At 72.8% G+C, this 24,389-nt stretch carries 20 protein-coding genes; 8 read left to right on the forward strand and 12 right to left on the reverse strand.

The window, feature by feature from the left end; all coding sequences use genetic code 11:
* Positions 1–31 precede the first annotated feature (31 nt).
* On the reverse strand, positions 32–2,059 hold the full coding sequence (locus A3IC_RS0103730; protein WP_020548722.1) for an acetoacetate--CoA ligase: 2,028 nt from the start codon (positions 2,057–2,059) through the stop codon (positions 32–34).
* Between the two features lie 165 nt (positions 2,060–2,224).
* Here A3IC_RS0103730 and A3IC_RS0103735 point away from each other — a divergent pair, with 165 nt between their 5' ends.
* The 4 genes from A3IC_RS0103735 (at position 2,225) to A3IC_RS0103750 (ending at position 5,876) form a co-directional block, all read left to right on the forward strand.
* On the forward strand, positions 2,225–3,136 hold the full coding sequence (locus tag A3IC_RS0103735) for an AurF N-oxygenase family protein (RefSeq protein ID WP_020548723.1): 912 nt from the start codon (positions 2,225–2,227) through the stop codon (positions 3,134–3,136).
* Between the two features lie 136 nt (positions 3,137–3,272).
* Entirely contained in the window at positions 3,273–3,719 is a 447-nt protein-coding gene (locus A3IC_RS0103740) for a Zn-ribbon domain-containing OB-fold protein (RefSeq protein WP_020548724.1), read from the forward strand.
* Positions 3,716–4,909, forward strand: a complete 1,194-nt coding sequence (locus A3IC_RS0103745) for a lipid-transfer protein (RefSeq protein ID WP_020548725.1) — start codon at positions 3,716–3,718, stop codon at positions 4,907–4,909. Before A3IC_RS0103740 ends, A3IC_RS0103745 begins: the two co-directional genes overlap by 4 nt.
* Before the next feature lie 100 nt (positions 4,910–5,009).
* Positions 5,010–5,876 (forward strand): amidohydrolase family protein, encoded by an 867-nt coding sequence (locus A3IC_RS0103750; RefSeq protein WP_020548726.1) that lies wholly within the window; start codon positions 5,010–5,012, stop codon positions 5,874–5,876.
* A gap of 39 nt (positions 5,877–5,915) precedes the next feature.
* Here A3IC_RS0103750 and A3IC_RS0103755 read toward each other — a convergent pair whose 3' ends face one another.
* Positions 5,916–6,890, reverse strand: coding sequence for an LLM class F420-dependent oxidoreductase (locus tag A3IC_RS0103755; protein WP_020548727.1), 975 nt, complete (start codon positions 6,888–6,890; stop codon positions 5,916–5,918).
* A 134-nt stretch (positions 6,891–7,024) separates the two neighbouring features.
* On the opposite strand from A3IC_RS0103755, the gene A3IC_RS52325 reads away from it, so the two are divergent.
* Positions 7,025–7,828 (forward strand): TIM barrel protein, encoded by an 804-nt coding sequence (locus tag A3IC_RS52325; RefSeq protein ID WP_020548729.1) that lies wholly within the window; start codon positions 7,025–7,027, stop codon positions 7,826–7,828.
* Positions 7,829–7,971: 143 nt separating this feature from the next.
* A complete protein-coding gene (locus tag A3IC_RS0103770) occupies positions 7,972–8,175 on the forward strand; it encodes a cupin domain-containing protein (protein WP_020548731.1) in 204 nt (67 codons plus the stop codon).
* On the opposite strand, the gene A3IC_RS0103775 is transcribed toward A3IC_RS0103770, so the two are convergent.
* Both A3IC_RS0103775 and A3IC_RS52330 read right to left on the reverse strand, forming a co-directional pair.
* The gene (locus A3IC_RS0103775) at positions 8,145–9,323 is read right to left on the reverse strand and encodes a serpin family protein (RefSeq protein ID WP_026217858.1); all 1,179 of its coding nucleotides are present in this window, start codon (positions 9,321–9,323) and stop codon (positions 8,145–8,147) included. The genes A3IC_RS0103770 and A3IC_RS0103775 overlap by 31 nt on opposite strands.
* A gap of 101 nt (positions 9,324–9,424) precedes the next feature.
* Positions 9,425–10,552 (reverse strand): serpin family protein, encoded by a 1,128-nt coding sequence (locus A3IC_RS52330; RefSeq protein ID WP_020548733.1) that lies wholly within the window; start codon positions 10,550–10,552, stop codon positions 9,425–9,427.
* 98 nt (positions 10,553–10,650) lie between these two features.
* Here A3IC_RS52330 and A3IC_RS52335 point away from each other — a divergent pair, with 98 nt between their 5' ends.
* Positions 10,651–11,217 carry a nuclear transport factor 2 family protein gene (locus A3IC_RS52335; RefSeq protein ID WP_020548734.1) on the forward strand — a complete coding sequence of 189 codons (567 nt, stop codon included), beginning with the start codon at positions 10,651–10,653 and terminating at the stop codon, positions 11,215–11,217.
* Positions 11,218–11,236: 19 nt separating this feature from the next.
* On the opposite strand, the gene A3IC_RS0103790 is transcribed toward A3IC_RS52335, so the two are convergent.
* From A3IC_RS0103790 to A3IC_RS61770, 7 genes are all read right to left on the reverse strand, one after another.
* Complete coding sequence (locus A3IC_RS0103790) at positions 11,237–15,787, reverse strand: hypothetical protein (RefSeq protein ID WP_020548735.1); 4,551 nt, start codon at positions 15,785–15,787, stop codon at positions 11,237–11,239.
* A 240-nt stretch (positions 15,788–16,027) separates the two neighbouring features.
* A complete protein-coding gene (locus A3IC_RS0103795; protein WP_020548736.1) occupies positions 16,028–16,879 on the reverse strand; it encodes a hypothetical protein in 852 nt (283 codons plus the stop codon).
* Positions 16,876–18,423: a hypothetical protein gene (locus A3IC_RS0103800; RefSeq protein WP_052173181.1), complete on the reverse strand. Its 1,548-nt coding sequence runs from the start codon at positions 18,421–18,423 to the stop codon at positions 16,876–16,878. Before A3IC_RS0103800 ends, A3IC_RS0103795 begins: the two co-directional genes overlap by 4 nt.
* 89 nt (positions 18,424–18,512) lie before the next feature.
* Complete coding sequence (locus A3IC_RS0103805) at positions 18,513–19,925, reverse strand: hypothetical protein (protein ID WP_020548738.1); 1,413 nt, start codon at positions 19,923–19,925, stop codon at positions 18,513–18,515.
* 219 nt (positions 19,926–20,144) lie between these two features.
* Complete coding sequence (locus A3IC_RS0103810; protein ID WP_020548739.1) at positions 20,145–20,546, reverse strand: hypothetical protein; 402 nt, start codon at positions 20,544–20,546, stop codon at positions 20,145–20,147.
* 121 nt (positions 20,547–20,667) lie between these two features.
* Positions 20,668–20,898 carry a hypothetical protein gene (locus A3IC_RS0103815; RefSeq protein ID WP_020548740.1) on the reverse strand — a complete coding sequence of 77 codons (231 nt, stop codon included), beginning with the start codon at positions 20,896–20,898 and terminating at the stop codon, positions 20,668–20,670.
* Between the two features lie 264 nt (positions 20,899–21,162).
* On the reverse strand, positions 21,163–23,055 hold the full coding sequence (locus A3IC_RS61770) for a penicillin-binding transpeptidase domain-containing protein (protein WP_020548741.1): 1,893 nt from the start codon (positions 23,053–23,055) through the stop codon (positions 21,163–21,165).
* A gap of 261 nt (positions 23,056–23,316) precedes the next feature.
* Here A3IC_RS61770 and A3IC_RS52345 point away from each other — a divergent pair, with 261 nt between their 5' ends.
* Entirely contained in the window at positions 23,317–23,679 is a 363-nt protein-coding gene (locus tag A3IC_RS52345) for a WhiB family transcriptional regulator (RefSeq protein WP_245599134.1), read from the forward strand.
* Between the two features lie 45 nt (positions 23,680–23,724).
* On the opposite strand, the gene A3IC_RS0103830 is transcribed toward A3IC_RS52345, so the two are convergent.
* A complete protein-coding gene (locus A3IC_RS0103830; RefSeq protein ID WP_205354157.1) occupies positions 23,725–24,300 on the reverse strand; it encodes a phosphoribosyltransferase family protein in 576 nt (191 codons plus the stop codon).
* Positions 24,301–24,389 lie beyond the last annotated feature (89 nt).

Raw genomic sequence — 24,389 nt, forward strand, 5'->3', positions numbered from 1 at the left:
TATCTACCGGGCGTTGGCGTGGTTCAGCCGACTATGACCGCTTCTCCTCCGGCTTCGCCTCCTGCTTGTCCTCCTGTGCGCGGGCGCGCGATCGGCCCACCTCGGCGTAGAAGCGGAGCACGTCGAGGTCGTCCACCGAGCCGGGGTTGACCGCGTCCTCCAGCCGGCGGCCCTGGAGCAGCTTCTTGACCGGGATCTCGATGCGCTTGCCGGTGAGGGTGTGCGGCACGCCCGGCGCCGCGATGATCTCGTCCGGCACGTGGCGCGGCGAGACCTCCTCGCGGATCACCGCGCGGATCCGGGCCTTGAGCGCGTCGTCGAGGGTGTGTCCGGGCACGGTGACCACGAACAGCGGCATCCAGTACCCGCCGTCGGGCAGTTCCAGACCCACCACGAGCGACTCGCGCACCTCGGGCAGGCGTTCGACCGCCTCGTAGATGTCGCTGGAGCCCATCCGCACGCCCTGGCGGTTCAGCGTCGAGTCGGAGCGGCCGTGCACCACGATCGTGCCGCGCTCGGTGAGGGTGATCCAGTCGCCGTGCCGCCACACGCCCGGGTAGGTGTCGAAGTAGCTGGCCCGGTAGCGCTCGTCCTGCGGGTCGTTCCAGAAGTACACCGGCATCGAGGGCATCGGCTGGGTGATCACCAGCTCGCCCACCTCGTCCACCACCGGCCGGCCGTCCTCGTCCCATGCCTCGACCGCGCAGCCCAGCGCGCGGCACTGGATCTCGCCGAGGTACACCGGCAGGTCCGGGCTGCCGCCGACGAAGGCGCTGCACACATCGGTGCCGCCGCTGACCGAGGCCAGCCACATGTCCGCGCCCACCGCGTCGTAGATCCAGCGGAAGCCGTCCGGCGGGAGCGGCGAACCGGTGGTGCCGATCGCCCGGACCCGGCTCAGGTCGTGGGTCGTCCGCGGGGTCAGCTCGTTCTTGCGGCAGGCCATCACGTACGCGGCGGAGGTGCCGAACCAGGTCGCCCCGGTCCGCTCCACCACGGTCCACTGCGCGTCGGGGCCGGGATGGCCGGGGCTGCCGTCGTAGAGCACGATCGTGCTGCCCGCGAGCAGGCCGCCGACCAGCATGTTCCACATCATCCAGCCGGTGGAGGTGTACCAGAAGAACCGGTCGTTCGGGCCCAGGTCGAGCTGGAACGCGGCCTGCTTGAGGTGTTCGAGCACGATGCCGCCGTGGCCCTGGACGATCGCCTTGGGCAGGCCGGTGGTGCCGGAGGAGTACAGGATCCACAGCGGGTGGTCGAAGCCGACCTGCTCGAAGTCGAGGTCGGCGGCGGACACCTCACGCCCGATCACCTCGGCCCACGGCAGCACGTCGGCGGGTGCCGGCTCGTCGAGCAGCGGCACATGCAACACGTGTCGCACCGTCGGCAGGCCCTCGCGCAGATCGGCGACCACGTCGGCGCGACGGATCTCCTTGCCGCCGTAGCGGTAGCCGTCCACCGCGATCAGCACGACCGGCTCGATCTGCTGGAAGCGGTCGAGCACGCTGCGCGCACCGAAGTCGGGCGCGCAGGCCGACCAGACCGCGCCGATGCACGCGCACGCGAGCAGCCCGATCACCGCGTGCGGGGTGTTCGGCACGTAGGCCGCCACCCGGTCGCCGGGTCGCACGCCCAGCTCGCGCAAGGTCCTCGCGCACGAGGCGACCTGGCGGCGCAGCTCGGCCCAGGAGATCTCGCGCGGAAGCAGTTCCTCGTCCAGGTACACGATCGCGGCGCGCTCGGGGTCGCCGTCCGCGGCGTGCCGCAGCACCTGCTGCGCGTAGTTGAGGCGGGCGTCGGGGAACCAGCGGGCGCCGGGCATGGTCCGCTCGGCCAGCACCACGTCCCGCTCACCCAGGTCCAGCTCGAACCAGTCGCACAGCGAGGCCCAGAACGCCTCGGGCTCGGTGGTCGACCAGGCCCACAGTTGTGCGTAGTCCTCCGCCCGAACGCCGCGTTCGGCGCCGAGCCACTCGCGATAGCGGGTAACCGCCGCGGCGGCGACCCGTTCGGCCGACGGCTGCCACAGCAGCTCGGCCCGCTCGCTCGATTCCGTCATGTCGTAAGTCCCCTCCGCGCGATGTGCCCCCCGACCCTGCCATCTCGCGCCCCGGCGCGCATCCCCCGGGCGGGTCGCAAAAGGATCTTCGTGGGCACTCTGGACGCGCCGCGCCGAACGCGGGATGTTACCGACGGGAAACAAGCCCGGCAGAGGAGCTCTCGCATGCCCACCACACCCGGCACCGGCACCGACCGCGAGCGCGTCGCCGAGCGGCTGCTCGCCGCGTCGCACGCGCACGCGTTCGACCCGATCACCGACATCGACTGGGACGCGCCGCTGGTCGACGGCGCGTTCTTCCTGCCCGCCCACCGGGTCAGCCTGTACGGCACGCCGATCTGGGAGCGGATGAGCGAGCGGCAGCGGATCGATCTGTCCCGGCACGAGGTGGCCTCGATGGCCAGTGTCGGCATCTGGTTCGAGGTCGTGCTGATGCAGCTGCTCATCCGGCACGTCTACGACCGTCCGCTGACCTCGCGACACGTGCAGTACGCGTTCATGGAGATCGCCGAGGAGTGCCGGCACTCGACCATGTTCGGCAGGCTGATCGACAAGCTGGACTGCCCCGAGTACGGGCCCGGGGCGTACGCGCACACGGCGGCGCGGGCGATGAAGACGCTCGGCTCGGGCGTGCAGGCCTTCGCGATGGCGTTGATCGCCGAGGAGGTCCTGGACACGATGCAGCGCGAGATGATGGCCGATGAGTCGCTCCAGCCGATCACCCGGCAGACCGCGCGCATCCATGTGGTCGAGGAGGCCCGGCACGTGCGTTACGCACGCGACGAGGTGGCCCGCGGCGCGCCGCACATGTCGCGGGCCGAGCGCGCGATCACCCGTCTCGCGCTGGCTCGGGCCGCGCACATCATCGCCACCCGCCTGGTGCACCCGGGCGTGTACACGGCGGTGGGTCTGGACGCGGACCGGGCGTCTCGGATGGCACGGGCGAATCCGCACCGGCTGGACACCCTGGGCCACTGGTCGCGGCGGCTGATCGCGTTCTACGACGAGCACGGCCTGCTCGGCGGACCGGGGCAACGGTTGTGGCGGGCCTCGGGCCTGATGGGACGTCAGATATGACGCCGGGCCGGGCGCCCGGGCGCCGGCGGGTGTGACCGTAAATACCCCGGCCGGGTTGGCGCGCGGAACTGACGATCCGTCAGACTGTGGTCCGTACACACATCGGACGAGACGGCCAGACGAGTTGGAGGGCCCCGTGACGAAGGACCACAAGCCCGTGGTCCCCGGTTGGTTCACCACGTCCGGGGAGGACTTCTCCCTCCTCGGCACCCGGTGTACCGCCTGTGGGACCGTGTTCTTCCCGCGCCAGGAGACGTTCTGCAGCAATCCGGCCTGCGCCGGCACCGAGTTCGCCGAGGTGCCGCTGTCCAGGCGCGGCACGGTGTGGTCCTACACGAACGCCGGCTACCGCCCGCCGGCCCCGTTCGTGTCCGACCCGGACGCCGAGTGGCAACCGTTCACCATCATCGCGGTGCGCCTGGAGGCCGAGGGCCTGATCGTGCTCGGTCAGGGCGCGCCCGGGGTCGGCGTGGACGACCTGAAGGTCGGTGTCGAGGTCGAGATCGTGCCCGGCGTGCTGTACGAGAACGACGAGCACGTCTACACGACGTGGAACGTGCGGCCCGTGGAGGTCAAGGCATGAGCACCGACCGCGAGATCGTCGTCCTGGGCGCGGGCATGCACCCCTGGGGCAAGTGGGGCCGCAACTTCGTCGAATACGGCGTCAAGGCCGCGCAGGACGCGCTGAAGGACGCCGGCCTGGCCTGGCAGGACATCCAGTTCGTGGCCGGCGCGGACACCATCCGCAACGGCTACCCCGGCTTCGTCGCGGGCGCCACCTTCGCCCAGGCGCTCGGCTGGACCGGCGTGCGCATCTCCAGCTCGTACGCCGCCTGCGCGTCCGGCTCGCACGCGATCGCGAGCGCCCGCGCGCAGATCCTCGCGGGCCTGTGCGACGTCGCGCTCGTGGTCGGCGCGGACGCCGCCCCCAAGGGCTTCTTCGCGCCGGTCGGCGGCGACCGCCCGGACGACCCGGACTGGGTGCGCTTCCACGTGCTCGGCGCGACCAACCCGGCCTACTTCGGGCTGTACGCGCGGCGCCGGATCGACCTGTACGGCGCCTCGGTCGAGGACTTCGCCCGGGTCAAGGTCAAGAACGCGCGCAACGGGCTGGCCAACCCGAACGCCCGCTACCGCAAGGCGTTCACGATGGAGGACGTCGCGGCGTCGCCGATCGTGTGCGACCCGCTGCGCCTGATGGACATCTGCGCCACCTCCGACGGCGCGGCGGCGGTCGTGTTGTGCAGCAAGGAGTTCGCCGCGCGGCACACCACCTCCCCGGTGCGGATCTCCGCGGTCTCCACGGTCACCCCGACCTTCCCGAGCGCGCTGATCGAGCTGCCCGACATCGCCACCGACTCCTCGGTGGCGGTGGCCCCCCACGACTTGTCCTTCCGCGCGTCGCTGGCGCACGCGGCCTACCAGGAGGCCGGCATCGGCCCGGAGGACCTGAGTCTGGCCGAGGTCTACGACCTGTCCACCGCGCTGGAGCTGGACTGGATCGAGGACCTGGGCATCTGCGCGCGCGGCGAGGCGGAGAAGCTGCTTCGCGACGGCGCGACCGAGATCACCGGCCGCATCCCGGTGAACGCCTCCGGCGGCCTGGGCTCGTTCGGCGAGGCGGTGCCGGCTCAGGCGATCGCCCAGGTCTGCGAGCTCACCTGGCAGCTGCGCGGCGAGGCGGGCGAGCGCCAGGTGTCCGGCGCGACGGTGGGCATCACCGCGAACCAGGGCCTGTTCGGACACGGTTCCTCGATCATCGTCACCCGGTAGAGCCGGCTCGGATCCACCGAAACGGTCTCGGGGTCGACGGGTCCTCGGCACTGCCGAGGCCCTCGCCCCCGGGATCGTTTCCGTTTCAGCGGAGGGTTGTATGGGATTTCCGGACGACGTCGGCGTGGTCGACCTGCTGATGGGCCTGCCGAACCGCGATCGGCGCTGGTGGGCGACCGCGATGGCGGGCACGTTGCGGGACCGGGACAGCCAGACCGGGATGACCCATCCGGCCGGGTACATGTTCAAGGACCTGCCCGAGATGGAGCGCACCGATTCCTCGGCCGAGGAACTGCTGCGCGAGATGGACCGGTTCGGCGTGGAGAAGGCGCTGATCCCGGTCTCGTTCGAGGACGAGGACACCCTGGAGGCGGTACGCCGGCACCCGGATCGGCTGCTCGGCAGCTTCCAGGTCGATCCCACCGACGTGATGGCGGGCGTGCGCGGGCTGCGCCGGGCGCGCGAGGAGGCCGGCGTGCTGGCCGCGACCTTCTTCCCGTGCGGGTGCACACCGCCGGTACCGATCGACGACCGGCTGGCCTATCCGCTCTACGCGACCTGTGTCGAGCTGGGTCTGCCGGTGTTCGTGAACGCGGGCATCCCCGGGCCTCGGGTGCCGGCCGCCGCGCAGGAGGTGATGCGCTTCGACCGGGTCTGCTACGACTTCCCCGAGCTCACGGTGGTGATGCGGCACGGCGGCGAGCCGTGGTGCGACCTGGCGGTCAAGCTGATGCTCAAGTGGCCCGGGCTGCACTGGTCCTCGTCGGCCTTCGCGCCCAAGCACTACCCGCGCGCGATCGTCGACTACGCGAACACGCGCGGGGCCGACAAGATCCTCTACGCGGGCTACTTCCCGTACGGCCTGACCCTGGATCGCATCTTCGCCGAGTTGCCCGGTGTCGGGTTCAAGGACGAGGTGTGGCCGAAGTTCCTGCGCACCAACGCGCTGCGGGTCCTGGGCCGGTAGTCGGCCGGCCGGCGGGCGCGGGGCGACCCGGCCCGCCGATCAGCCGGCCGCCGGCGCCAGTGCCAGTGCGGCCTCGATCGGGTCGGCGTTCGGGCGCGGGTCGATCACCGCCAGGACCGGGACCGTGACGCCCGCCTCGACATAGCGGGCGATCCCGGCCCGGCACCGCGCCGGGTCGCCGTGCACGATCAGGTCGTCCACGACCGCGTCCGGAACCAGTTCCAGGGCCCGTTTGCGGTCGCCCTCCGCCCAGGCCGCCCACATCGGCGCGAGTTCCTCGCCACGCCCGAGCCAACGGTGGAAGTCGGCGTACACCGGCACGGTCAGGTAGCTCGTGATCATCCGCCGGCCGATCGCCCGTGCGGTGTCCCGGTCCTCGATCGGCAGCACGAAGATCCGCGCGACGATCTCCTTGTCCGGTCCACCCTCGTGCACATACGGCACCACCCGCTTCACGTCCTCGGCACCGAGCCAGTTCAAGATGGCGCCGTCCGCCTCCCGCCCGGCCAGGCGCAGCATCCCCGGGCGCAGTGCCGCGACCAGGATCGGCGGTGGGCTCTGCGGCGGCCGGGACAGCCGAAAACCGCGCACCGCGAACGTCTCGTACTCCCGGGTCACCTTGTCCCCCGCGAACGCCGCGCGCAGGAACCGTAGGGTGTCGCGCACCCGCTGGTAGGGCCGGTCGAAACTCGCGCCGTTCCAGGACTCGACGATCGGCGCGGACCCGGCGCCCACCCCCAGGCGGAACCGGCCCGGAGCCACCTCGGCCAGTGCTGCCGCCGTCATCGCCAGCGTCGCCGGGCCGCGTGTGTAGGGCGAGACGATCGCGGTGCCCAGGCGCACCTCGGGGTCGGCCAGTGCGGCGACGGTGAGCGGCGTGAAGCCGTCGAGGCCATCCACCTCGGCCGACCAGATGTCGGTATAGCCGGCCGCGCGCAGTTCCCGGATCAGGCGCGGATGCTCGGCGAGCGGGGCATTGAGCGGCACGGTGATGCCGTAGGCGGGCGGGCTCATGCGTACTCCTCCGCAGTCCTGATGGTCCATCAGAACTATCACAGCCGGCCGGCCCGGGACCGCGACGACCCGTGGTTCGGATTCTCGAACGAGGAGGCCGAGAATACCGGACACCTGATGTACCGTCAGACACCATGACGACCCTGTGCCTCAACACCTTCGCCTTCTCCGCGTTCGCGGGCGCCGCGGAACCCCCACCCCTGCCCGAGCTGTTGGCGGCGGTGCACGAAGCCGGGTTCGGGGCGATCGGGCTCGACGTGTTCTCCGTGCTCGGCTACGGCCGGCCGCTCGCCGAGCTCGCCGCCGAGGTGGCGGCGGCCGGCCTGCGCTGTCCGGAGATGTTGGGCTTCGTGGTGGACGCGGACGAGGCCGCCGCGCTCGCCGGGGCGCGGCAGGTTGCCGAGGCGTGTGCGGCGTTCGACGCCGACTTCGCACTCGGGATGGTCATGCGGGCGCCCGACGCGCGCTGTGCGGACCTGTTCGCCCGCTGCGCCGAGATCATCGCGCAGGCCGGGGCGCGCGCGGCGGTCGAGTTCCTGCCCTTCACCCCGGTCGCCACGATCGCCGACGCCCGCACCCTGGTGGCACACGCCGGGACCGCGAACTCCGGTGTCCTGGTCGACGCGTGGCACTTCTTCCAGGGTCCGGACACCTGGGCCACGCTCGCCGGGTTGTCGGCCGCCGAGATCGCCTACGTGCAGATCGACGACCACCCGGAACTGCTGCCGGAGGGTGCGGATTTCTATACGGAGTGCATGTCGCGCCGGGTTCTGCCGGGCGACGGGGTGTTCGAACTGGACATCTTCCGGGACGCGTTGGTGGACAAGGGATTCGACGGACTGGTCAGCGTCGAGGTGATCAATCCGGGTCTGGTCGCACTCGGTGCGGCGCGGTACGCCCGCGCCGCGCGGGCGGCGGTGGGGCGATACTGGGCCTGACGAGCGGTCAGGCCGGTTGGCCGTCCGGGATCTGCACCACGGGTGCCGGTTCGGCGGGCAGCCGGACGGCGCCGCACGACGAGGTGCCCGCCGAACCGCCCGACCGGTACGCGCGGGCTGCCGCACGTGCACGAGGCACGGTCATGGTCGAGGTGGGCGGGGCGACCTTCACCGTCGGCCCCGGCGACGCGCTTCAAATGCGCGGTGATCGGCCGCACTTGTACCGCGATCCGCAGGCCGAACCGGCGCGGCCGACCATGACCGTGATCTACGAGCGTTGCGAGGCTCCCGGTATCGGCAGGGCCGACGGCCGGTATCAGCCCGAGTGCTCGGGCCTGGTCGCCTGATAGGCCGCGAACAGCGGGACCGCGCCGGACGCGTCCAGGACCGCGCACGCGAACGACCGGTCGAAGATCACCCGGCGCGGTGGGTTCGGATCCCTTGGCGGGACGCCCTCGCACATGAGGACCGCGGTGACCGAGGCGGCCTCCACGCCCTTTTCGCCGATCCGCAGCAGCGACTCCTGCACGGCTTGCCCGATCTGCAGCGCCGCATCGCTCATCGCGCCGAACTCCGCGTCGTCGGTCAGCGCGACCCCGAGCCCGAGCCGGGTCAGATGCGGGGTGACGTCCAGGAACGTGCGCAGTTCGAAGCGCGGTACGTGGAGGATCACGTCCGCGCCCACGAACGCGGTACCGGCCGCGCGCGGCACCCACGCGGCGGCGATCGTCGAGGCGGGCGGGGCGCCCTCGGGGCCGAGCGCGAACCGCACCAGCGCACCGTCGTCGCCCGCGCACGGCAGTTCCACCACCGTGATCTCGCCGTCCGGCCCCGGGATGGTCCACACATCGTGAGCCGGGACGTGCTTGCACATCATCTGCACGGAGTCGACGAACCGGATGTCACTCGCGTCCCAGGCCCGGTCGGTCGCCTCCGTCGAGGCCGGAACCCCCGGCGGGTCGGGCCGAAACCCCCACCACTCCTGCGTGTCGTCCGGATCGAACTCCACCACCCACCGTGCCTTCAGCGCGAGCGCGTTCACCAGCACGAGCGAGTCCTCGGCCCCCACCTTCACCGGCAGGCACTCGATCAGTCCGCCGGTCGCCCGGGCCACCCACGCGTCCGGATCGGCCTGCTCGACCGGCTTGCCGAAGCCGACGTCGGGCAGCCCACTCCGATACGCCGCACGCAGTTCGTCCCGGCTCCACACCCCGGTCGCCACCGCCAGCGCCTGGGTCGCCACCAACTCGCGCGCAACGGCTGTCACCACCGGCCCGGCCTCCGGCCCCGCGACACCGAGCAGCTCGCCGAGCCGCGCACGGGTCTCCCCCTCGGCACCCGAGGCCACCGCGCCGAGCGCGAGCCACAGGCCGACCGGCGAGAACACCACGTCGCCCCGGGCCGCGACCACCGTGTCGTCGACCAGTATCGCGTCCAGCCACCGCGCGGCCAGTTCCCGTACCGCGCCCGCGTGTTCGCCCATCGTCGACCCCACGTGCCCGCCCCCTCGTCCCGGTACGCCGCCCGTTCCCGAGCGGCCGTGCCCCGACCGTAGCGCAGCGGTATCACCGTCGAGGCGGTCCATCCGACGAACCGTCACAACCCCTGATCGGGCGCGTCCCGCGGCGCCGTCGCCTGGAAGGCCGCGAACAGCGGTACGTAGCCGGACGCGTCCATCACGACGCACGCGAACGGTCGGTCGAAGGCCACCAACCGCCGGGCCGGCTCCGGCTCGTGGCTCATCCAGTCCAGCGTGATCGTGGTCACCGCGGTGGCCTCGACGCCCTCCTCGGCGATCCGCAGCAGCGACTCCTGGACCACCTGGTCGATGCGCACCGGCTCGTCCGCCATCGCGCCGAAGTCCGCGTCGTCGGTCAACGCGGCCTCCACTCCCAGATCGATCAGGTGCGGCACCACATCCAGCCGGGTGCGCAGCTCGAAGCGCGGCAGCCGCACCTCGACGTCCTCGCCCTCGTACGCCTTTCCCGTGTCGCGCGGCGCCCACGCGGCGGTGATCACCGACGCCGGCGGCGCATCCTCCGGGCCGAGCGCGAACCGCACCCGCGCGGGCTGCTCCCCCGCGCACACCAACTCGACCACGGTCACCTCGCCGTCCCGACCGGAGATCGCCCACACGTCCGCGGCCGGCACCTCACGCCGCATCGTCGGCACACGGGTGTGCGTACCGTCCGCAGCGTGGAAGTCGAGGTCGTGCGTCCTCGCCACGTCGAACTCCTCGCGCCAGCGGGCCCGCAATGCGAGTGCGTTGACCAGGACCACGCGCGTCCACGCGTCGAGTTCGACCGGTATACGCTCGATCAGCCCGTCGGTGGCCCGCGCGACCCACGCGTCCAACTCGTCCTGTGCCCGCAACGCGCCGAACCCGATGTCCGGCAGCGCCGCGCGAAAACCCTCGCGCAGCGGCGACACGCTCCACACCCCGGTCGCCACCGCCAGCGCCTCGGTGCCCGCCAGATCGCGCGCGACCGCGCTCACCACCGGCGCCGACTCGGGCCACGCGAGGCCGACCAGGTCGGCGAGTTCCTCCGCGGTGTCGCCCTCCGCTCCGGTGGCCACCGCCGCGAGCGCGAGCCACAGCCCGGTCGGCGAGCACACCACGTCGCCGCCGGCCGACCGCACCCGGGGGTCGCTCAGCATCGAGTCGAGCCAGCGCGAGGCCAGTTCCCTTACGGTGCCCGCGTGTTCACGCAGAGCCGGTTCCATCTGATCACCTTCGTCGTCGCCGCGTCGTCGCTGCCCGGAGTTGTTCGGTGTCCCCCGGCCGAGGGGATGTATGCCTCCCGACCGTAGTGTCGTGTGTCATGAACGACTTCGGCGGGGACGTGGAGCTGCGCAGGCTGATCGATCGTCAGGCCATCCACGACGTCGTCCTTCGGTACTGCCGGGGAATCGACCGGATGGACCTCGACGCCGTCCGCGCGTGCTACCACCCCGACGCCACCGACGAGCACGGCGGCTTCATCGGGACGGTGGACGAATACCTCGCGTGGATCGGACGATTGCTCCCCCGGTACACCTCGACCATGCATCTCATCGGCAACCACCTGGTGGAATTCGGCGACGACACGCCCGATCTCGCCCGTTCGGAGACGTACGGAATGGCCTTCCACCGCAGCGCCGATCCGGCCCCGCGCGGCAACCTGATCACCGGCTTCCGCTACATCGACGACTTCACCCGACGCGACGGCGGGTGGCGGATCGCCCGCCGGGTGGCCACCACCGAGTGGGTCCGGGTCGACGACGCGGCCGGGCAGTGGCCGGTGCCCGAGGGCATGCGCACGGGCCGACGGGACCGCACGGACGCGGTGTACGCACCCTTTCCCCTCGCCCCGCCCGGCCCACCCACGCCGCCGGGCACCAGGCCCTGAGCGTGATCGAAGACACGCCCTAGCCGATCGGCTCCGCCTCGATCCCACTCGGCTTGCGGAACACCCGGGTCGCGTGGATCTCCCCGACGATCTGCGGCGCGTCCGGCTCCTGCGGCACCGGCAGCCCGGGCCGCAGGTGCTCCTCGACCGAGATGTACTTGAGCCCGGCGCGCAGGTCCGCGTCGTTGCGCAGCCGCACCACCAGCGGGAACTCGGCCAGCGCCGTGGTGTCGAACAGGCCCGTCGTGTAGACCAGTTGCACCCCGAGCGCGTCCGCGACCGCGCGTTGCAGCTCCAACAGATAGGACGCGTTGGCCCGCCCGATCGGGTTGTCCAGGAACAACGTCCCGGCGTGCCGGTGCCGGGCCCGACCACGGTCGTTGCTGCGCAGCGCCGCCATCGTGCAGTACAGCGCGATGGCCGCGGTGAGCAGCTGGCCGCCGGAGAACACGTCGCCCATTTGTCCCACCGGCACCCGCTCGGCCCGCAGCACCGAGTCCGGCTTGAGGATCTCCACCTGCACCCCGCGCGGGCGCAGCGCCGCATGCACCCCGCGCAGGAGCAGCGTCATCCCGTCCCGACGCACACCGCCGACCGTGCCGTCCCGGCCACGCTTGATCGTGCGGGTCGCCTCGTCGACCACCTCGCCCAGCGCCTCCACCAGGGCCGCCGCGTCCGGTTCGTCGAAGCGGATCCGCAGGAACTCCTGGCCGGACCACTCGCCGAGTTCCTCAGGCAGTCGGGACAACCGCTGCGCCGCGCGCAGCGTGGTCAACGCGGCCTCGACCATGCCGCGCATCCGGTCCACGATGCTGTCCCGGTTGCGCTCGATCTGGCGCAGTTCGTCGGTGAGCACCCGCAGGCGCGGCGCGAACGCGGCGGACCAGGCGGGCGCGTGCTCGGCCAGCGCGGCCGGCGGCAGTTCCCGGATCTGCTGCCGGGCGGGCATCCGTACCTGCTCGAACCGGGTCGCGCCCGCATGCCGCACGAGCGTCTCGGTCCGCTCCCGGACCTGCGCCTCGGCGGCGGACAGGTCGGCCGCGGCGGCGCGCAGCGCGCGCCGGCACGTGGTCGCCGCGTCCCGCGCGTCGGCGATCAGGCCGGCGAACGGCGTGGCGGGCCGCTGCTCGGGGTCCACCGGGACGGCCGGCAGCGTGTCCGTGAGCGAGGCCGCCACCTCGCCGAAGGCGCCCGCGGCGTGGTCGGCGTCGGTGTGCTCGCGGGCCAGCCGGCCGTGCGTCTCGCGGGCCGAGGTCAGCGCCTCGGTACAGGCGGCGTGTTCGGCGCCGGCGGCGCGCAGCAGCTCCAGCGCGTGCGCGCCGTCCCGGGGCCGCCGCTCCTCGGGCAGGTCCAGGTGGTGTTCGCGGCCCTCGGCCGGAGCGTGCCGTTCGACCTCGCCGCGCAGTCGGCCGAGCAGTTCGCTGGCCGCGTCGGCCCGACCCTCCAGGGTGCGCACGTGGTCCTCGGCGCGGCCGGCCGCGGCCAACCGGGACGGGCCGTCGGAGCCGTCGAATCCGTCCAGGAGCTCGGCCGCCTGTCGGCGCACCTTCGCGCTGAGCCGGTCCAGCGTGCTCTGCGCGGCGGACTCCTCGCTCTCCGCCCGGGCCTGTTCGGCGCGCAGGTCGGCGCCCACGCCGACCTTCTCGTACAGTGCGCGGGCCGTGCGATACGCCTCGCGCAGCGCCGGCAACGACGCGCGCGCGGCGGCCTCGTCGGCCGGCGCGTCGGCGACCTGCTCCTCCAGCGCACCGGTGATCTCGGCCCGCTCCTCGCGCAGCGCACGAGCGGTACGCCGGGCGTCGTCGGCGGAACGCTGCGCCTGCCGACGGTCCTCGTCCGCGGTCCGGGCCAGTGTGCGGTCCGCCTCGACGCCCGCCTCGTGTTCGCCGGTCTCCTGTTCCAACTCGCGGATCCGGCGCGCCCAACCGGCCCGCTCGCGCAGCCGGAAGGCCAGCCCGGCCAACGCGTCCGCCCGACGGCGCGCGGTCTGCGCGGCGTCCATCCGCCGATCGCGCCGGTCCACGGCCTGTGCCCGGGCCTGCTCGGCGCTCACCGCGGCGATCTCCGCGGCCTCGCCCGCGGCCTGCGCGGCGGCCAGTTCCTGCCGCGCGTCGGTGACCGCCTCGAAGAGGGCGTCGAGCCGCCCCGCCGGACACGCGGCCCGCCAGGTCGCCAGCCGCCCGGCCAGCGCCCGGTCGCCCTCCAGGCGCGCGGCCCGCACCCGGATCGCCTCCTGCCGCTCGCCCGCCCGGCGGCGCAGCGCGTCCCGCTCGGTGTCGGCGGCGCGTTCGTCGTGCATCGCCGGGTTCGGCGGCACCAAGAACGTGTCGGAGCGGTCCCGACCGGGTTCGAGCAGCGCCTGCGGGGTGCCCACCGCGACCGCCGAGCGCGGCAGCAGCGCGGCCTCGGCGAGCACGTCCCTGGCCCGGTCCATCGCGTCGTGCATGGTCACGATCACGCCGTCGACCAGCTCGGGATGGGCCGCGAGCACCGCGAAGTGCCGCTCGGCGGGCACCGACTGGGCCAGGTAGCGCCAACCCGGCAGCGCCGGAATGCCGTGCTCGCCCAGGAGCTCGACCGCGGCCAGCACATCCGGTCCGGCGGGCAGCAGACCGCCGTCGCCGAGCGCGCCCAGGATCCGCGAGTCGTCGGCGGCGCCGGTGCGCAGTTGGAACAGCGTGCGCTCGCCGTCGGTGACCGCCTCGGCGAGCAGTTCGCGCAGCACGTCGGCGGCCCGGTCGAAGGCCCGCGCGGCCTGCTCGCCGACCGCCTCCTCGGCGTCGGGACCGAGCAGTTCGCGCACCCGCGGATCGGCCGCGAGCGCCGCCGCGTTCGCGTGCACGGCGGCCAGGTCGGCCTCGGCCACACCCAGTCGGTCCGCCGTCCGGGCCGCGGCCAACTCGGCCCGCCCGCGCGCCGACTCGGCCTCGCGCACCCGCGCGGCGAGTTGTTCGGCGCTCGCCCGGGCCTCGGTCCACGCGGCGGAGGCGGCCTTCTCCTCGTCCGAGGCGCGCGCGGCGGATTCAGCCGGATCACCGTCGTCGTCGATCCAGCCCGCCTGGACCGCCAGGTCGAGTTCGGCGCCCACCTCGGCGAGCCGGCCGCGCAGGTGTGCGGCCTCGCTGCGGGTGCGCTGCGCCTCGGTCGCCGCGGTGGTGGCGGCCCGTTGGGCCCGCTCGCCGCGTTCCTGGAGCTCGGCGGCCCGGCGTTCCTCGATGTCCGCCCGGCCCTCGGCCCCGGCGGCGGCCGCGTGCAACGCGCGCACCAGCGCGCCGGCGGCCTCCTGGCGGGCGGCCAGCGCGGGCGCGGCGTCCCGCTCGGCCGCCCGGATCGCCACGTCCACCCGCTCCGCGCGGTCCACCGCCGCACGGTGGCGCAGCACCGCCTCGGTGGCCAACCAGGCCGAGTGCAGCCCGCGTGCGTCGCCCAGTTCGCGCTTGAGCCGCGCGGCGTCCTTCTCCGCGGCCATCAGCCGCATCCCGGCATGCCGGTGGGTGATCTCGGCGGTGACCAGCGCGGCGTGCGCCCCGGCCTGCTCGGCGGCATCCACCGCGGCACTGGATTCGGCCACCCGGCGGGCCAGTTCGGCGGCCCGCTCGCGCTCGCGCTCGGCCCGGGCGCCCAGTTCGCGGCCCAGACCGCGCGCGGTGTCCTCGGCTCCGCGGTGCGCCGCCCGCACCCTGGTCCGCCGACCGGCCGCCTCGCCCACCGCGTCGAGCAGTTCGACCGCGCCCTCGACGAAGTCCCGCTCGGCGGTCAGTTCGGCCCGCTGGGCGAGCTTGACCGCGAAGCCGTCGACCAGGTCGGCCAGCCCGTCGGTGTCGGCCGGATCGGAGACCGCGCGCAGCAGCAGGTCGACGAAGTCCGCGTCGTTCTTGACCGCGAACAGGCCCGCCGCCTCGCCCTCGTCGGCGTTCATCTCGCGCTGGTAGCGAAACAGTTCGGGGTCCAGGCCGAGAGCGTTCAGGTGCTCGATCCAGCGGTCGTGGATCTCCTCCCAGACCACGTCCACGTCCGGGTAGACCTTGTGCAGTTCGGTCATCGCGTCGCGGAAGCCGCGCATGGTCCGCCGCCGGCCGCCGACCCGGACCGGCAGGCCCTCCAGGGTGAGTCCGGGTCCGGGCCGGAAGGAGTACCAGCTCTCGGCGAACTTGCGCGGGTCGGAGGAGACCTGGCGCCCGCGCCACTCGCTGACCTTGCCGACCACGACCGTCTCGCCGGTGCGCACGTGTTGCCATTCCAGCGCGACGTGCCCGCAGTCGTCGGCGAGCAGGAACTTGCGCAGCACGCCGGAGCTGGCCCCGCCGAGGGTGTTGCGGTGTCCGGGCAACATCACCGAGAAGATCAGCTTGAGCAGGACCGACTTGCCGCCGCCGTTCTCCAGGAACAGCACGCCCGCGGGCGCGGGTCGGCGCGGCGGCCCGACCGGCTCGCCCTCGAACAGCTGCGCCTGCCTGGGCGCCGGGTCGGGCACGGGCGCACCGACGCCGCGCAGGTCGAGCACGGTGTCGGCGTAACGCGCACCGGCGGGCCCGATGGAAAACAGGCGGACCCGGGACAGCTCGTACATCGGCGGTCAAATCTCTCTGATCGAAGCACAGGACAAAACCAACACACAACGGACGATCGTCCGGCGGACGATCTCCCGGCGAAGAAGCACTCGGCGGGTGGAACCCCCGACACCCGGGGCCGCCGGACCCGCGCGAGTCGGCCCGGGCAGCGGGTCGGCCCGGACGCCGGATCGGGTCCGCCGGCGGGTCGGCCCGAACGGGGTCCGACTCCCCGACCGGTCGGGAAGGCCCGAACCGGGTCAGACCCCGTGGAAGGGCAATCCGGCGCCGGGCGCCAACTCGCCGCCGTCGGTCGTGGCGGCCAGCAGACTCGGACTGCCGTCGGTGACCGCCACCACCCCCAGGTCCAGCAGTTCGGACATGGCCGCCGAACCGGCCGTGTCGCGCACCTGGAGCTGATAGCGGGCGGTGGTGCGGTAGGTGCCGCCCGCGTCGTCGGAAACCCGCTGCAGGAAGCCCGAGTCGACCAGGAACGCGACCGCCTTGGCCACGATCCCGATGGTGGACGCGGCCAACCTGCGGGCGTCCTTGGTCGCGCCGGTGGCGCTGCGCCGGGCGTACACCCGCCAGGCCGCCTCCAGGCCGGGTCCGTCCACCTCGGGGTCGCTGATCTCGCCGCGCTGCTCGACGCGCTCCTCCAGACGCAGGCACGCCTGGCGGACGAAGGCGTCCACGCCGTGCACGCTGAGCCGGCCCACGTAGGCGTCGTCGGCGAGATCCTCGGGACGCGGGAAGGCCATCACGGCGACCGCGAGGTGGGCCAGGCCGTGCAGGAACCGGTCGGCCGACTCGGTGCCGGCCCGGCGCGCGTAGTCGCCCATCCGGACCGCGAACACCGAGTCCTCGCCGGCGGTCACCGCCATCCCGGCGCGCGGCGACACCTCCAGGACCACCAGCCCCAGGCCCGCCGCGACGGCCGCGGCCAGCGCGGCGAAGCGCGGGTCCTCGCGGTGTCTGCGGATCAGGTCGGCGTATTCGGCGTCGCGGGCCGGCAGCAGCTTGGGCTGGAGGCCGAAGGCCACCAGCCGCGCGGCGTCGCCGACGTCGGCCGAGGTGATCGGCGCGGCTTCGCCGGTCGTGTCGTGGGTCATGCGGGGGTGGGCCTTTCCGGCTCGGGTCGCGCGCCGGCCAGGACCGCCGTGCCGATGATCAGGTCGGCGCCGCCGACCTCGGGGTCGTCGAGTTCGGTGCCGTCGTCCACGGCCACCAGGAGGGTGCGGTCGCCCTGTCGCAACGCGGTGCCCACCGGCGGGGAGGCCGCGTGGAAGGCGAGCAGCGCGACCAGGTAGCCGAGGTCGGGATCCGCCTCGCGGGCCTCGGCGAGCAGCCCGGAGAGCCGGCGCGGGGTCTGCGGCGGGATGTCCAGGAGCAGCGCGGCCGCATCGTGCTGGCTCTCGGTGTAGCGGCTGTCGTCGGGGGTGAGCGACACGTCCGGCTCGGGCAGTTCGGCGCCGAGGTGATCGCGTGGCGCGGGCGGGGTGAGCAGCATCTCGGTCAGGTCGTGCAGGCGCACCGCGACCGGCGTGCGCAGACCGGTACCCGCGGCGAAGAAGCGGTCGGTCACCCGCCGTGCGTCGCCGACCGGCAACTCCAGGAGCGGGCGCAGCAGTTGTCCGTACAGGTCGAGCCCGGTGCGGGTGCCGGGCGCGGCGAACGCCTGCCGGTCCTGCTCGGCTCGGAACAGCGGCCCGGCCTCCATCAACCGGGTCTGCAACTGGGTGTGTCGCCGGATGCAGTCCTGCACGATGTCGACCAGCTCGGCCGCGCCGCGTTTGCGCTCGCTCTCCTCGGCCTCGTCCCGGGCCCGCCGGATGTTGATCAGGATCGCGTTCTCGTGCCGGTAGCGGTCGGCGACGTGCTCGAACGCCTCGTCGATCAGGTCCGGTACGGCCTGCAACCAGTCCACCGCACGCACGTTGCGCCGGGTCGCGTCGAGTGCGCGGCGCAGCGATTCGGCGTACTGCACGGTGCGGTAGCGGGCCTGTTCGGCGGCGAACCTGGCCTCGGCCAGTCGGCCGCGCCGGATCAGGTGTTCGAGCTTGACGTCGGCGGCGATCTGCGCGCTGGTGACATCGGTGTCCAGTGCGCCGACCAGGACGTTGATCGCCTCGTCGGTGGCGCGCAGGAAGATGTGCCCGTCCGGACCCGGGACCTCTTCGAGCAGTTTGAAGTCGTAGTCGCGCCGGATGTATTCACCCTCTCGGGTCCACATCCCGTACACGGCACGAAAACCGCGGTCCACGCTGCCGACGTTGATCAGGTTCTCCAGCACCCAGCGCGCGACCCGTTCGTATTCGCCGGGGTCGCGTCCGGGGGCCTGCGCGGCCACCCGGGGGCGGAGTCGGGCCACGATCTCGTCGTGGTCGGCTCCGGTGTCGAAGTCCATCGTGACCGTGACCAGGTCGATCGCGGTGAGACCGAGCTCGGCCATCGCGTAGACGGTGTACTCGCCCGCCAGGTTCGCCTTGCGCGCCTCCAGGTCGTGCAGCGGCGCGGTGCAGGCGAGGGCCTTGAGGCGGCGGGCGAGCCCCTCCTCGGTCACCCCGGAGCGCGGGTGTGCCGCGCCCGGGGGCAGCGCCGGGCCGGGAGTCGGCGGCACTTCCCCGGGCAGGCCGGCTCGGACGGGAACAGTCATGGGAGTAGAGCCTAGGACGTTCGGCCGACAGGTTCGGCGCCCGGCCGGCGGCGAGGCGGCCGAACGGGCGCGGGTCGGCGGGTGAGCGGCTACATCTCGCTCAGCCTGGCCAGGGCGGCGGTGCGCACGTCGTCGTGCTCGGCCGGGTCGCCCGCGAGCCGGCGCAGCCGCGTCACGGCCTCGGGGCGGCGCGCGTCCACGTGGCGCGCGGCGATCAAGCGGGTGTCGGCCTGGCAGTCCCACAGGGCTTCCACGGCCGTTTCGGCGGCGAACGATGGCTCTATCCGGGCCAGCGTCCGCACCGCGCAGGCGCGCAGCCCGGCGGACGCGGCCTCGTGGTAGAGGCCCTTGACCAGATCGAGCGCGTCGACCAGGGCCAGGCGCCCTATCCCGGCGACCAGGTCGCACAGGCGAAAGTGCTCGGCCTGGTCGGTGATCGGGTCGCCGGCGCGCATCGACGCGGCCACCCGGGTGCGCAGGGCCTCCAGCAGAATCGGTCCGTCGACGGTTTCCCCGGCGCCGGCCAGTATCCGCACCGCGACTTCGCCGAGCAGGTCCTCGCGAGCGGCCCAGCCGCGGGCCCGGGCCACCGCGGCCGGGCTGCGCAGTCCGCCGACGGCCTGTGCGGCGGCGAGCCGAACCACGGCCGGCGCGTCCGGCGCGAGCGCCCCCTCGGCCAGGTCCAGGAGTGCGCCGTCGCCCTGTTCGCCGAGGTATCTCAGCGCGGCGGCTCTGGCGCCGTCCGGCCCGGCCCAGGCGGCGGCCAGGATCGCGCCGCGGTGCTCGGGACCGGCGACCGCGCTCAGCCGTCGTCCGCACGCGAGCGATTGTCGGGGGCCGTCGGCTGCGTCGGCGAGGACCTGGTCGACGGTCTGCGCGGGCGCGGTCGGCCCGGTCGGCGTCTTGACCGAGCGGGTCAGCTCCCAGCGCCACCAGTCCAGGTCGACCTGTTCGACGACCGCGCGCACCCGCTCGTCCTCGGCCGCCCAGACCCGCCATGGGCGCATCCCGGTGGAGCGCTTGACGCAGTCGTAGAGCTCGTCGTCCTCGCCGCGGTCCAGGACCACCTCCAGCAGACCGGCCAGGGCCGCGTCGTGGCCGATCGCGGCGAGCCGCTCCAGCGCCTCCGGCCAGTCGCGGCCCTCCTCGACGTACTCCCGCAGCAGCGCGGTCGCGTCGACGCGGCCGAGTCGGGCGAGGGTGCCCAGGACGGCGAGCGGCAGCGCGGTGCGGTCCGCGTCCTCGTCCGTCCAGTCGTCGTCGCACAGGAGATGTCGGGCGAGGCCGTCGAGGCCGGCGTCGAGGTCCGTGTAAAGGCGTGCGTAGTACAGCGACCGTGACTCGGTGGCCGGAACGGCACGGGGATCGCGGACCACACAGCCGTCGAGCGCGTCGAGCACAGCGACGCGGTCGGCGACGAGGGCCCGCCGGGCGCCTTGACCGTGGCCGCTGCGAAGCAGGCCAAGGAGGGCGTCATGCGAGGTGATGACCGGATCGAACATGCCGCAAGCATCGGTGGCCGGCAACCTCGGAGCAACAGGATTTAGGACACATGTACCCGTTGCCCGTTGTTTCGGGGAAACCGTGTTGCTCTTTCGTCACCGGAAGCTATGAACTGTACCGTCCGCGTTCGCCCGGACGCCGCCCGGGTGTGCCCGACGTGCCGCGCCGGCGGCGGCCCTTGAACGGCGCGCGCCGGCGCGTGCGCGATCCGGTCCGGCTCACTGCTGTTTGGGCACCTGTACGCGCGGTCGATCGCGCCGGACGGTGCCGTAGTCCTGGCCGTCGACCGGGCCCAGCATGCTCGCGGGCACGAACGACTCCATCGCCCAGACCCTGGTCTGCACCTCGGTGGCGAAGCCGTACGCCCCCCAGACGGGCCAGCGCACGCGGGCGCGCCAACTGCCGTCCCGGTACTGGTGCCAGCTCACCAGGGTGACCTCCAGGTGTTGTCCGTCCGGGAGGAGCATCCGTACCCGCGGCCCCCTCCGCGGGTACGCCTTCTTGCGTCGCTCGCCGATCGGGCCGAGGAGCGGCTCGCGGCGGCCGGCGGATTGCGACGCGCGGGTGGGCGACTCGCCATCGGCGGCCGATGTCGGTACTGCTGCGATCTTGCTGCTCACGCGGACATTGTGCGGCGCGGCGACGGCGCGAGGGCGCGAAAGCGGCGACGCGCGCACGCGTCCCACCCGTACGGCGCACGGGGGCGCGCCACGCGGGTGGGACGGGCGGGGGTGCGCTCCGTCAGGACACCACCCGCAGCTCGGCGGGAGCGACCACGCTCAGGCCCAGCGTCGCGGCCAAATCCTCGACCAGGTTGACGGCCTGGTCCGCGGTCAGTCGTTCGACCGTCCACTCGTCGGTGGGGCGGCCTTCGGCGTCGGTGTGCGGACCGAATCTCAGCTCGATCGGACGGTCCTCGTCGGCGGAGGGCAGCACCGGAACCCGGGCCACCAGGGTGACATTGTTCGACATGACGTCGACTCCCTTCGGAGAGCGAAAACGATCGCCGTTGTCATTGCCGGTCACCACTCACGCTGGCATCGCCCACGGACCGTGTCCAGGTGTCTCCGGAGGCACAGGGAGCGCACAAGGCGCGCCCCGACGCACGACACGGCCCCGGAGCACCTCGCGCGCCGGGGCCGTGTCATCGATCGTGTGGGGGAACTCCCCCGCATGTGGGCGAACTCGCCACCCGGGTGGGGCAACGGCTCGCCACCGCATGCGCTCAGGGGCGGATCAGCCGAAGAACGCCTTCACCACCGGTCCCGCCGCGGAGCCGCCGGACTTGCCCTTCTCCACCAGAACCGCGATCGCGACGTCGTCCTTGAACGCGATCATCCAGCCGTGCGTGAGGGTCTCGCCCTTCTCGTCGAACTCGGCCGTACCGGTCTTGGCGCCCACGGTGCCCGGGATGCCCTGGAGCATCTTGCCCGAGCCGTTGGCGACCACACCCTGCATCAGCGACTTGAGTTGACCGGCGATCGCCGGGTCCAGGTCGTGCGAGGGCACCCGACCGGGCACGTCGTCCGGCGCGAGCACGGGCTGGTTGAACTTGCCGGAGGCGATCGTCGCGGCGACCGAGGCCATCACCAGCGGACTGGCCAGGACCCGACCCTGGCCGATCATCGACGCGGCCTTGTCGTTCTCGCTGTTGGCCGGGGGTACCGAACCGTCGAAGGTCACCGTGCCGACGTCCCACTTGGCGCCGATCCCGAACTGCTCGCCCGCCAGCTTGTTCAGCGTGTCGTTGTCGATCTTCGACCGGTTGCCGATGAACGCGGTGTTGCAGGACTGCGCGAAGTCCTCCTGGAAGAGCGCGTTGGGCATCGGCTGGAGACCGTCGTAGTTCTTGAACGTCTGGCCGTTGACCACCAGCGTGTTCTCGCACGGCACCTTGTCGCTCGGCTTGAGACCGGCCCGCAGCAGCGCCCCGGAGGAGACCGTCTTGAAGGTCGAGCCCGGTGGGTACCGACCGGTGAAGGCGCGGTTGTCACCGTTGGCGGGGGTGTTCGCGGCGCCCAGGATGCCGCCGGTCTTGGCGTCGAGGACCACGATCGAGGCGTTGTTGCCGCCGGTGACCGACTTGAGCGCCTCCTCGGCCCGCTTCTGGGTGCTCGGGTCCAGGGTGGTCTTCAGCGGCTCGGACGGCTTGCCCTTGACGTCGACCAGGGTCGCCCTCTCCGCACCCGCGGCGTCCACGATGCTGATCTTCAGCGCGGCGACGCCGGCCAGCTTCTTCTCGTAGCGGTACTGCAGGCCGGAGGCGCCCACCGAGTCCGCGGAGGACGCGCTCGGGTCGGCGTTCTTGAGCAGGTCCGCGTTGTCGCCGGAACCGACCGTGCCGACGATCTGCTTCGCCACGTCGCTGGCCTGCTGCGTGCTTTCCTTGACCTGTATCCCGCCCAGCCCGGCCAGCTTGAGCTGACCGTTGCCGTCCCACTTCTCCTTGCGCAGGGTCACCAACGGCAGCGACTGGTTCGGATCCGCGGCCGCGACCCGGGACTTGAGCTTGGGGATGTCCAGGTCGAACAGCGGATCGGCGAGCGCGGCGTACAGCGCGTCCGCGTTGGTGATCTTGGCCGGCCACAGGGACAGCGCCACCACCGGCGTCGAGGTGGCCAGCGCCTTGCCCGAGCGGTCCAGGATCTCGCCGCGCTTGGGCAGCGTGCGATCACGCTTGATCTTGCCGGTGTCGGCGAGTTGGGGGTGCACGATGCTCTGTGTCCAGTGCACGGTGCTCTTGCCGTTCGCGGTGACCACCGGGACGGTCGACTCGATCTTGAGCGGGTCGGTCACGCCCTTGAGGGTCAGCGTCGCGCTGTAGGTGAGCGTGGCGGGCGCGTTGTCCTTGCCCTTGGTGTACGTACCGGGCTTGTATTCGGCCTTGACGATGCCCAGCTGCTTGCCCGTCGTGTCCAGTCCCGCCTGTGCCGTGGTGGGGTTGTCCGTGAAGGACGCGGCCTTGGGCAGATCGCCGCTCTGCCACGCGGTCAGGAAGTTCCTGGCCGTCGTCTCGGACGTGTCCTTCTTCTCGTCGTCGCCGCCGCTGCACGAGGTCAGCGCGGCCACCACGACAACGGACAACACCAACGGCACGGCCGACGGGATCCGCCGCATCTTGCTGCCCACCAGATTCCTCCCGAACGTCCACGAACCCCCGGCAGCCCGCCGGAGGTCTTCGATCACGCTACCCGGACCGCCGGCGGACGTCGGCCATCGGGCAGGTGTAGGCCGACTTGTGACCTGGTTGTCGAGGTTCGCGAAACACCTCGGGTGAGGGATCGCCCTCAACCCTGGGCGAACGGGAGCCGAATTCGCGACCGGAGGAAACCGGTCCCCCATGCGGTGCGTCGGTAGGAGCATGAGGGTCTGCCGGGTCGGGGGCCCGAGTTGACCGTTGGCACCGTCGAGCAGGAGGAGAACGGGGCGATGGGGACCACACGGATCGCCATACCGACACCACCGCGTTACGGGTGGCAGGAGGACGCGGCATGCAGGGGCCTGGACGCCGGGCTCTTCTTCGGTGACGACCAGGAGCGGCCCGGCGAGCGCCGGGCGCGCGAGCGGGTCGCCAAGAAGGTCTGCATCTCCTGCCCGGTGCGGCGGCGCTGCCACGAGCACGCGATGTCGGTCCCGGAACGCCGAGGTGTATGGGCGGGTCTGGGCGAGACCGAACGTGCCGCGCTGCTGCGCGAACAGGAGCAGGAACACGAGCACGAACACCAGCGGGAGAAAACCACGACGGCGGCCTGACCGCCCGGGGGCGGCAGCCCCCCGACCGCGCGGCCGGATCCGGGGTCAGGCCGGCAGGTCGTCCTCGGTGAGCAGACCGCGCACACCGAGTCGGGCGCGTACCTGCGGCGCGCACGCGTCCACCACGACCGCCGCGCCGATCCATTCGGCGCCGGCCTCGGTGACCATCCGCCGCACGGCGCCGGCCTGCGCGCCGGTCTCGATCCACTCGTCGACCAGGAGCACCCGATCACCCGGCCGAAACAGCCGGCTCGGGACCACCAGGGTGAGGCCGCCATCCTGGTATTCGGGCGGGGTGGCGGCGCGCAGCATGGGGTCGCCGCCGGGTCGTCTGCCGCCGCCGACGATCCGCCGATCCTTGCGGATCTCGACGAAGCCGACGCCCAGGTGCAGCGCCGTGATCGGCCCCAGGACCAGACCGCGGGTCTCGACGCCGACGATCAGGGTGGGGCGCGCATCCGCGTGCAGCGCGCCGAGGCCGGGACCCAGCATGGCCAACACCTCGGGGTCGTGCCACCAGCCGGAGACGTCGGCGAAGGTGCCCCACGGGGTCTCCCGCCAGGTGAACGCGTCCGCGAGTCGCCGCGCGATGGCTCCCACGCTGCTCTGACGGCTCGTCACCTCGGCGCACCCCGTTCCGTTCCCGCACCGGCATGGCCGGGGCTTCGATCGGACAGGCTACCGGTGCGGGTCGGCTCGGATCCGCGAAC

The organism is Embleya scabrispora DSM 41855, from assembly GCF_000372745.1.
GTDB lineage: Bacteria > Actinomycetota > Actinomycetes > Streptomycetales > Streptomycetaceae > Embleya > Embleya scabrispora.

Coding starts and splice junctions, on each gene's coding strand:
- A3IC_RS0103770 (WP_020548731.1), top strand. CDS start 7,972: ATGGTCGAGGTGGGCGGGGCGACCTTCACCGTCGGCCCCGGCGACGCG.
- A3IC_RS0103735 (WP_020548723.1), top strand. CDS start 2,225: ATGCCCACCACACCCGGCACCGGCACCGACCGCGAGCGCGTCGCCGAG.
- A3IC_RS0103755 (WP_020548727.1), bottom strand. CDS start 6,890: ATGAGCCCGCCCGCCTACGGCATCACCGTGCCGCTCAATGCCCCGCTC.
- A3IC_RS0103800 (WP_052173181.1), bottom strand. CDS start 18,423: ATGACTGTTCCCGTCCGAGCCGGCCTGCCCGGGGAAGTGCCGCCGACT.
- A3IC_RS0103815 (WP_020548740.1), bottom strand. CDS start 20,898: ATGTCGAACAATGTCACCCTGGTGGCCCGGGTTCCGGTGCTGCCCTCC.
- A3IC_RS52330 (WP_020548733.1), bottom strand. CDS start 10,552: ATGGAACCGGCTCTGCGTGAACACGCGGGCACCGTAAGGGAACTGGCC.
- A3IC_RS0103790 (WP_020548735.1), bottom strand. CDS start 15,787: ATGTACGAGCTGTCCCGGGTCCGCCTGTTTTCCATCGGGCCCGCCGGT.
- A3IC_RS0103750 (WP_020548726.1), top strand. CDS start 5,010: ATGGGATTTCCGGACGACGTCGGCGTGGTCGACCTGCTGATGGGCCTG.
- A3IC_RS0103795 (WP_020548736.1), bottom strand. CDS start 16,879: ATGACCCACGACACGACCGGCGAAGCCGCGCCGATCACCTCGGCCGAC.
- A3IC_RS0103745 (WP_020548725.1), top strand. CDS start 3,716: ATGAGCACCGACCGCGAGATCGTCGTCCTGGGCGCGGGCATGCACCCC.
- A3IC_RS52325 (WP_020548729.1), top strand. CDS start 7,025: ATGACGACCCTGTGCCTCAACACCTTCGCCTTCTCCGCGTTCGCGGGC.
- A3IC_RS52335 (WP_020548734.1), top strand. CDS start 10,651: ATGAACGACTTCGGCGGGGACGTGGAGCTGCGCAGGCTGATCGATCGT.
- A3IC_RS0103805 (WP_020548738.1), bottom strand. CDS start 19,925: ATGTTCGATCCGGTCATCACCTCGCATGACGCCCTCCTTGGCCTGCTT.
- A3IC_RS0103730 (WP_020548722.1), bottom strand. CDS start 2,059: ATGACGGAATCGAGCGAGCGGGCCGAGCTGCTGTGGCAGCCGTCGGCC.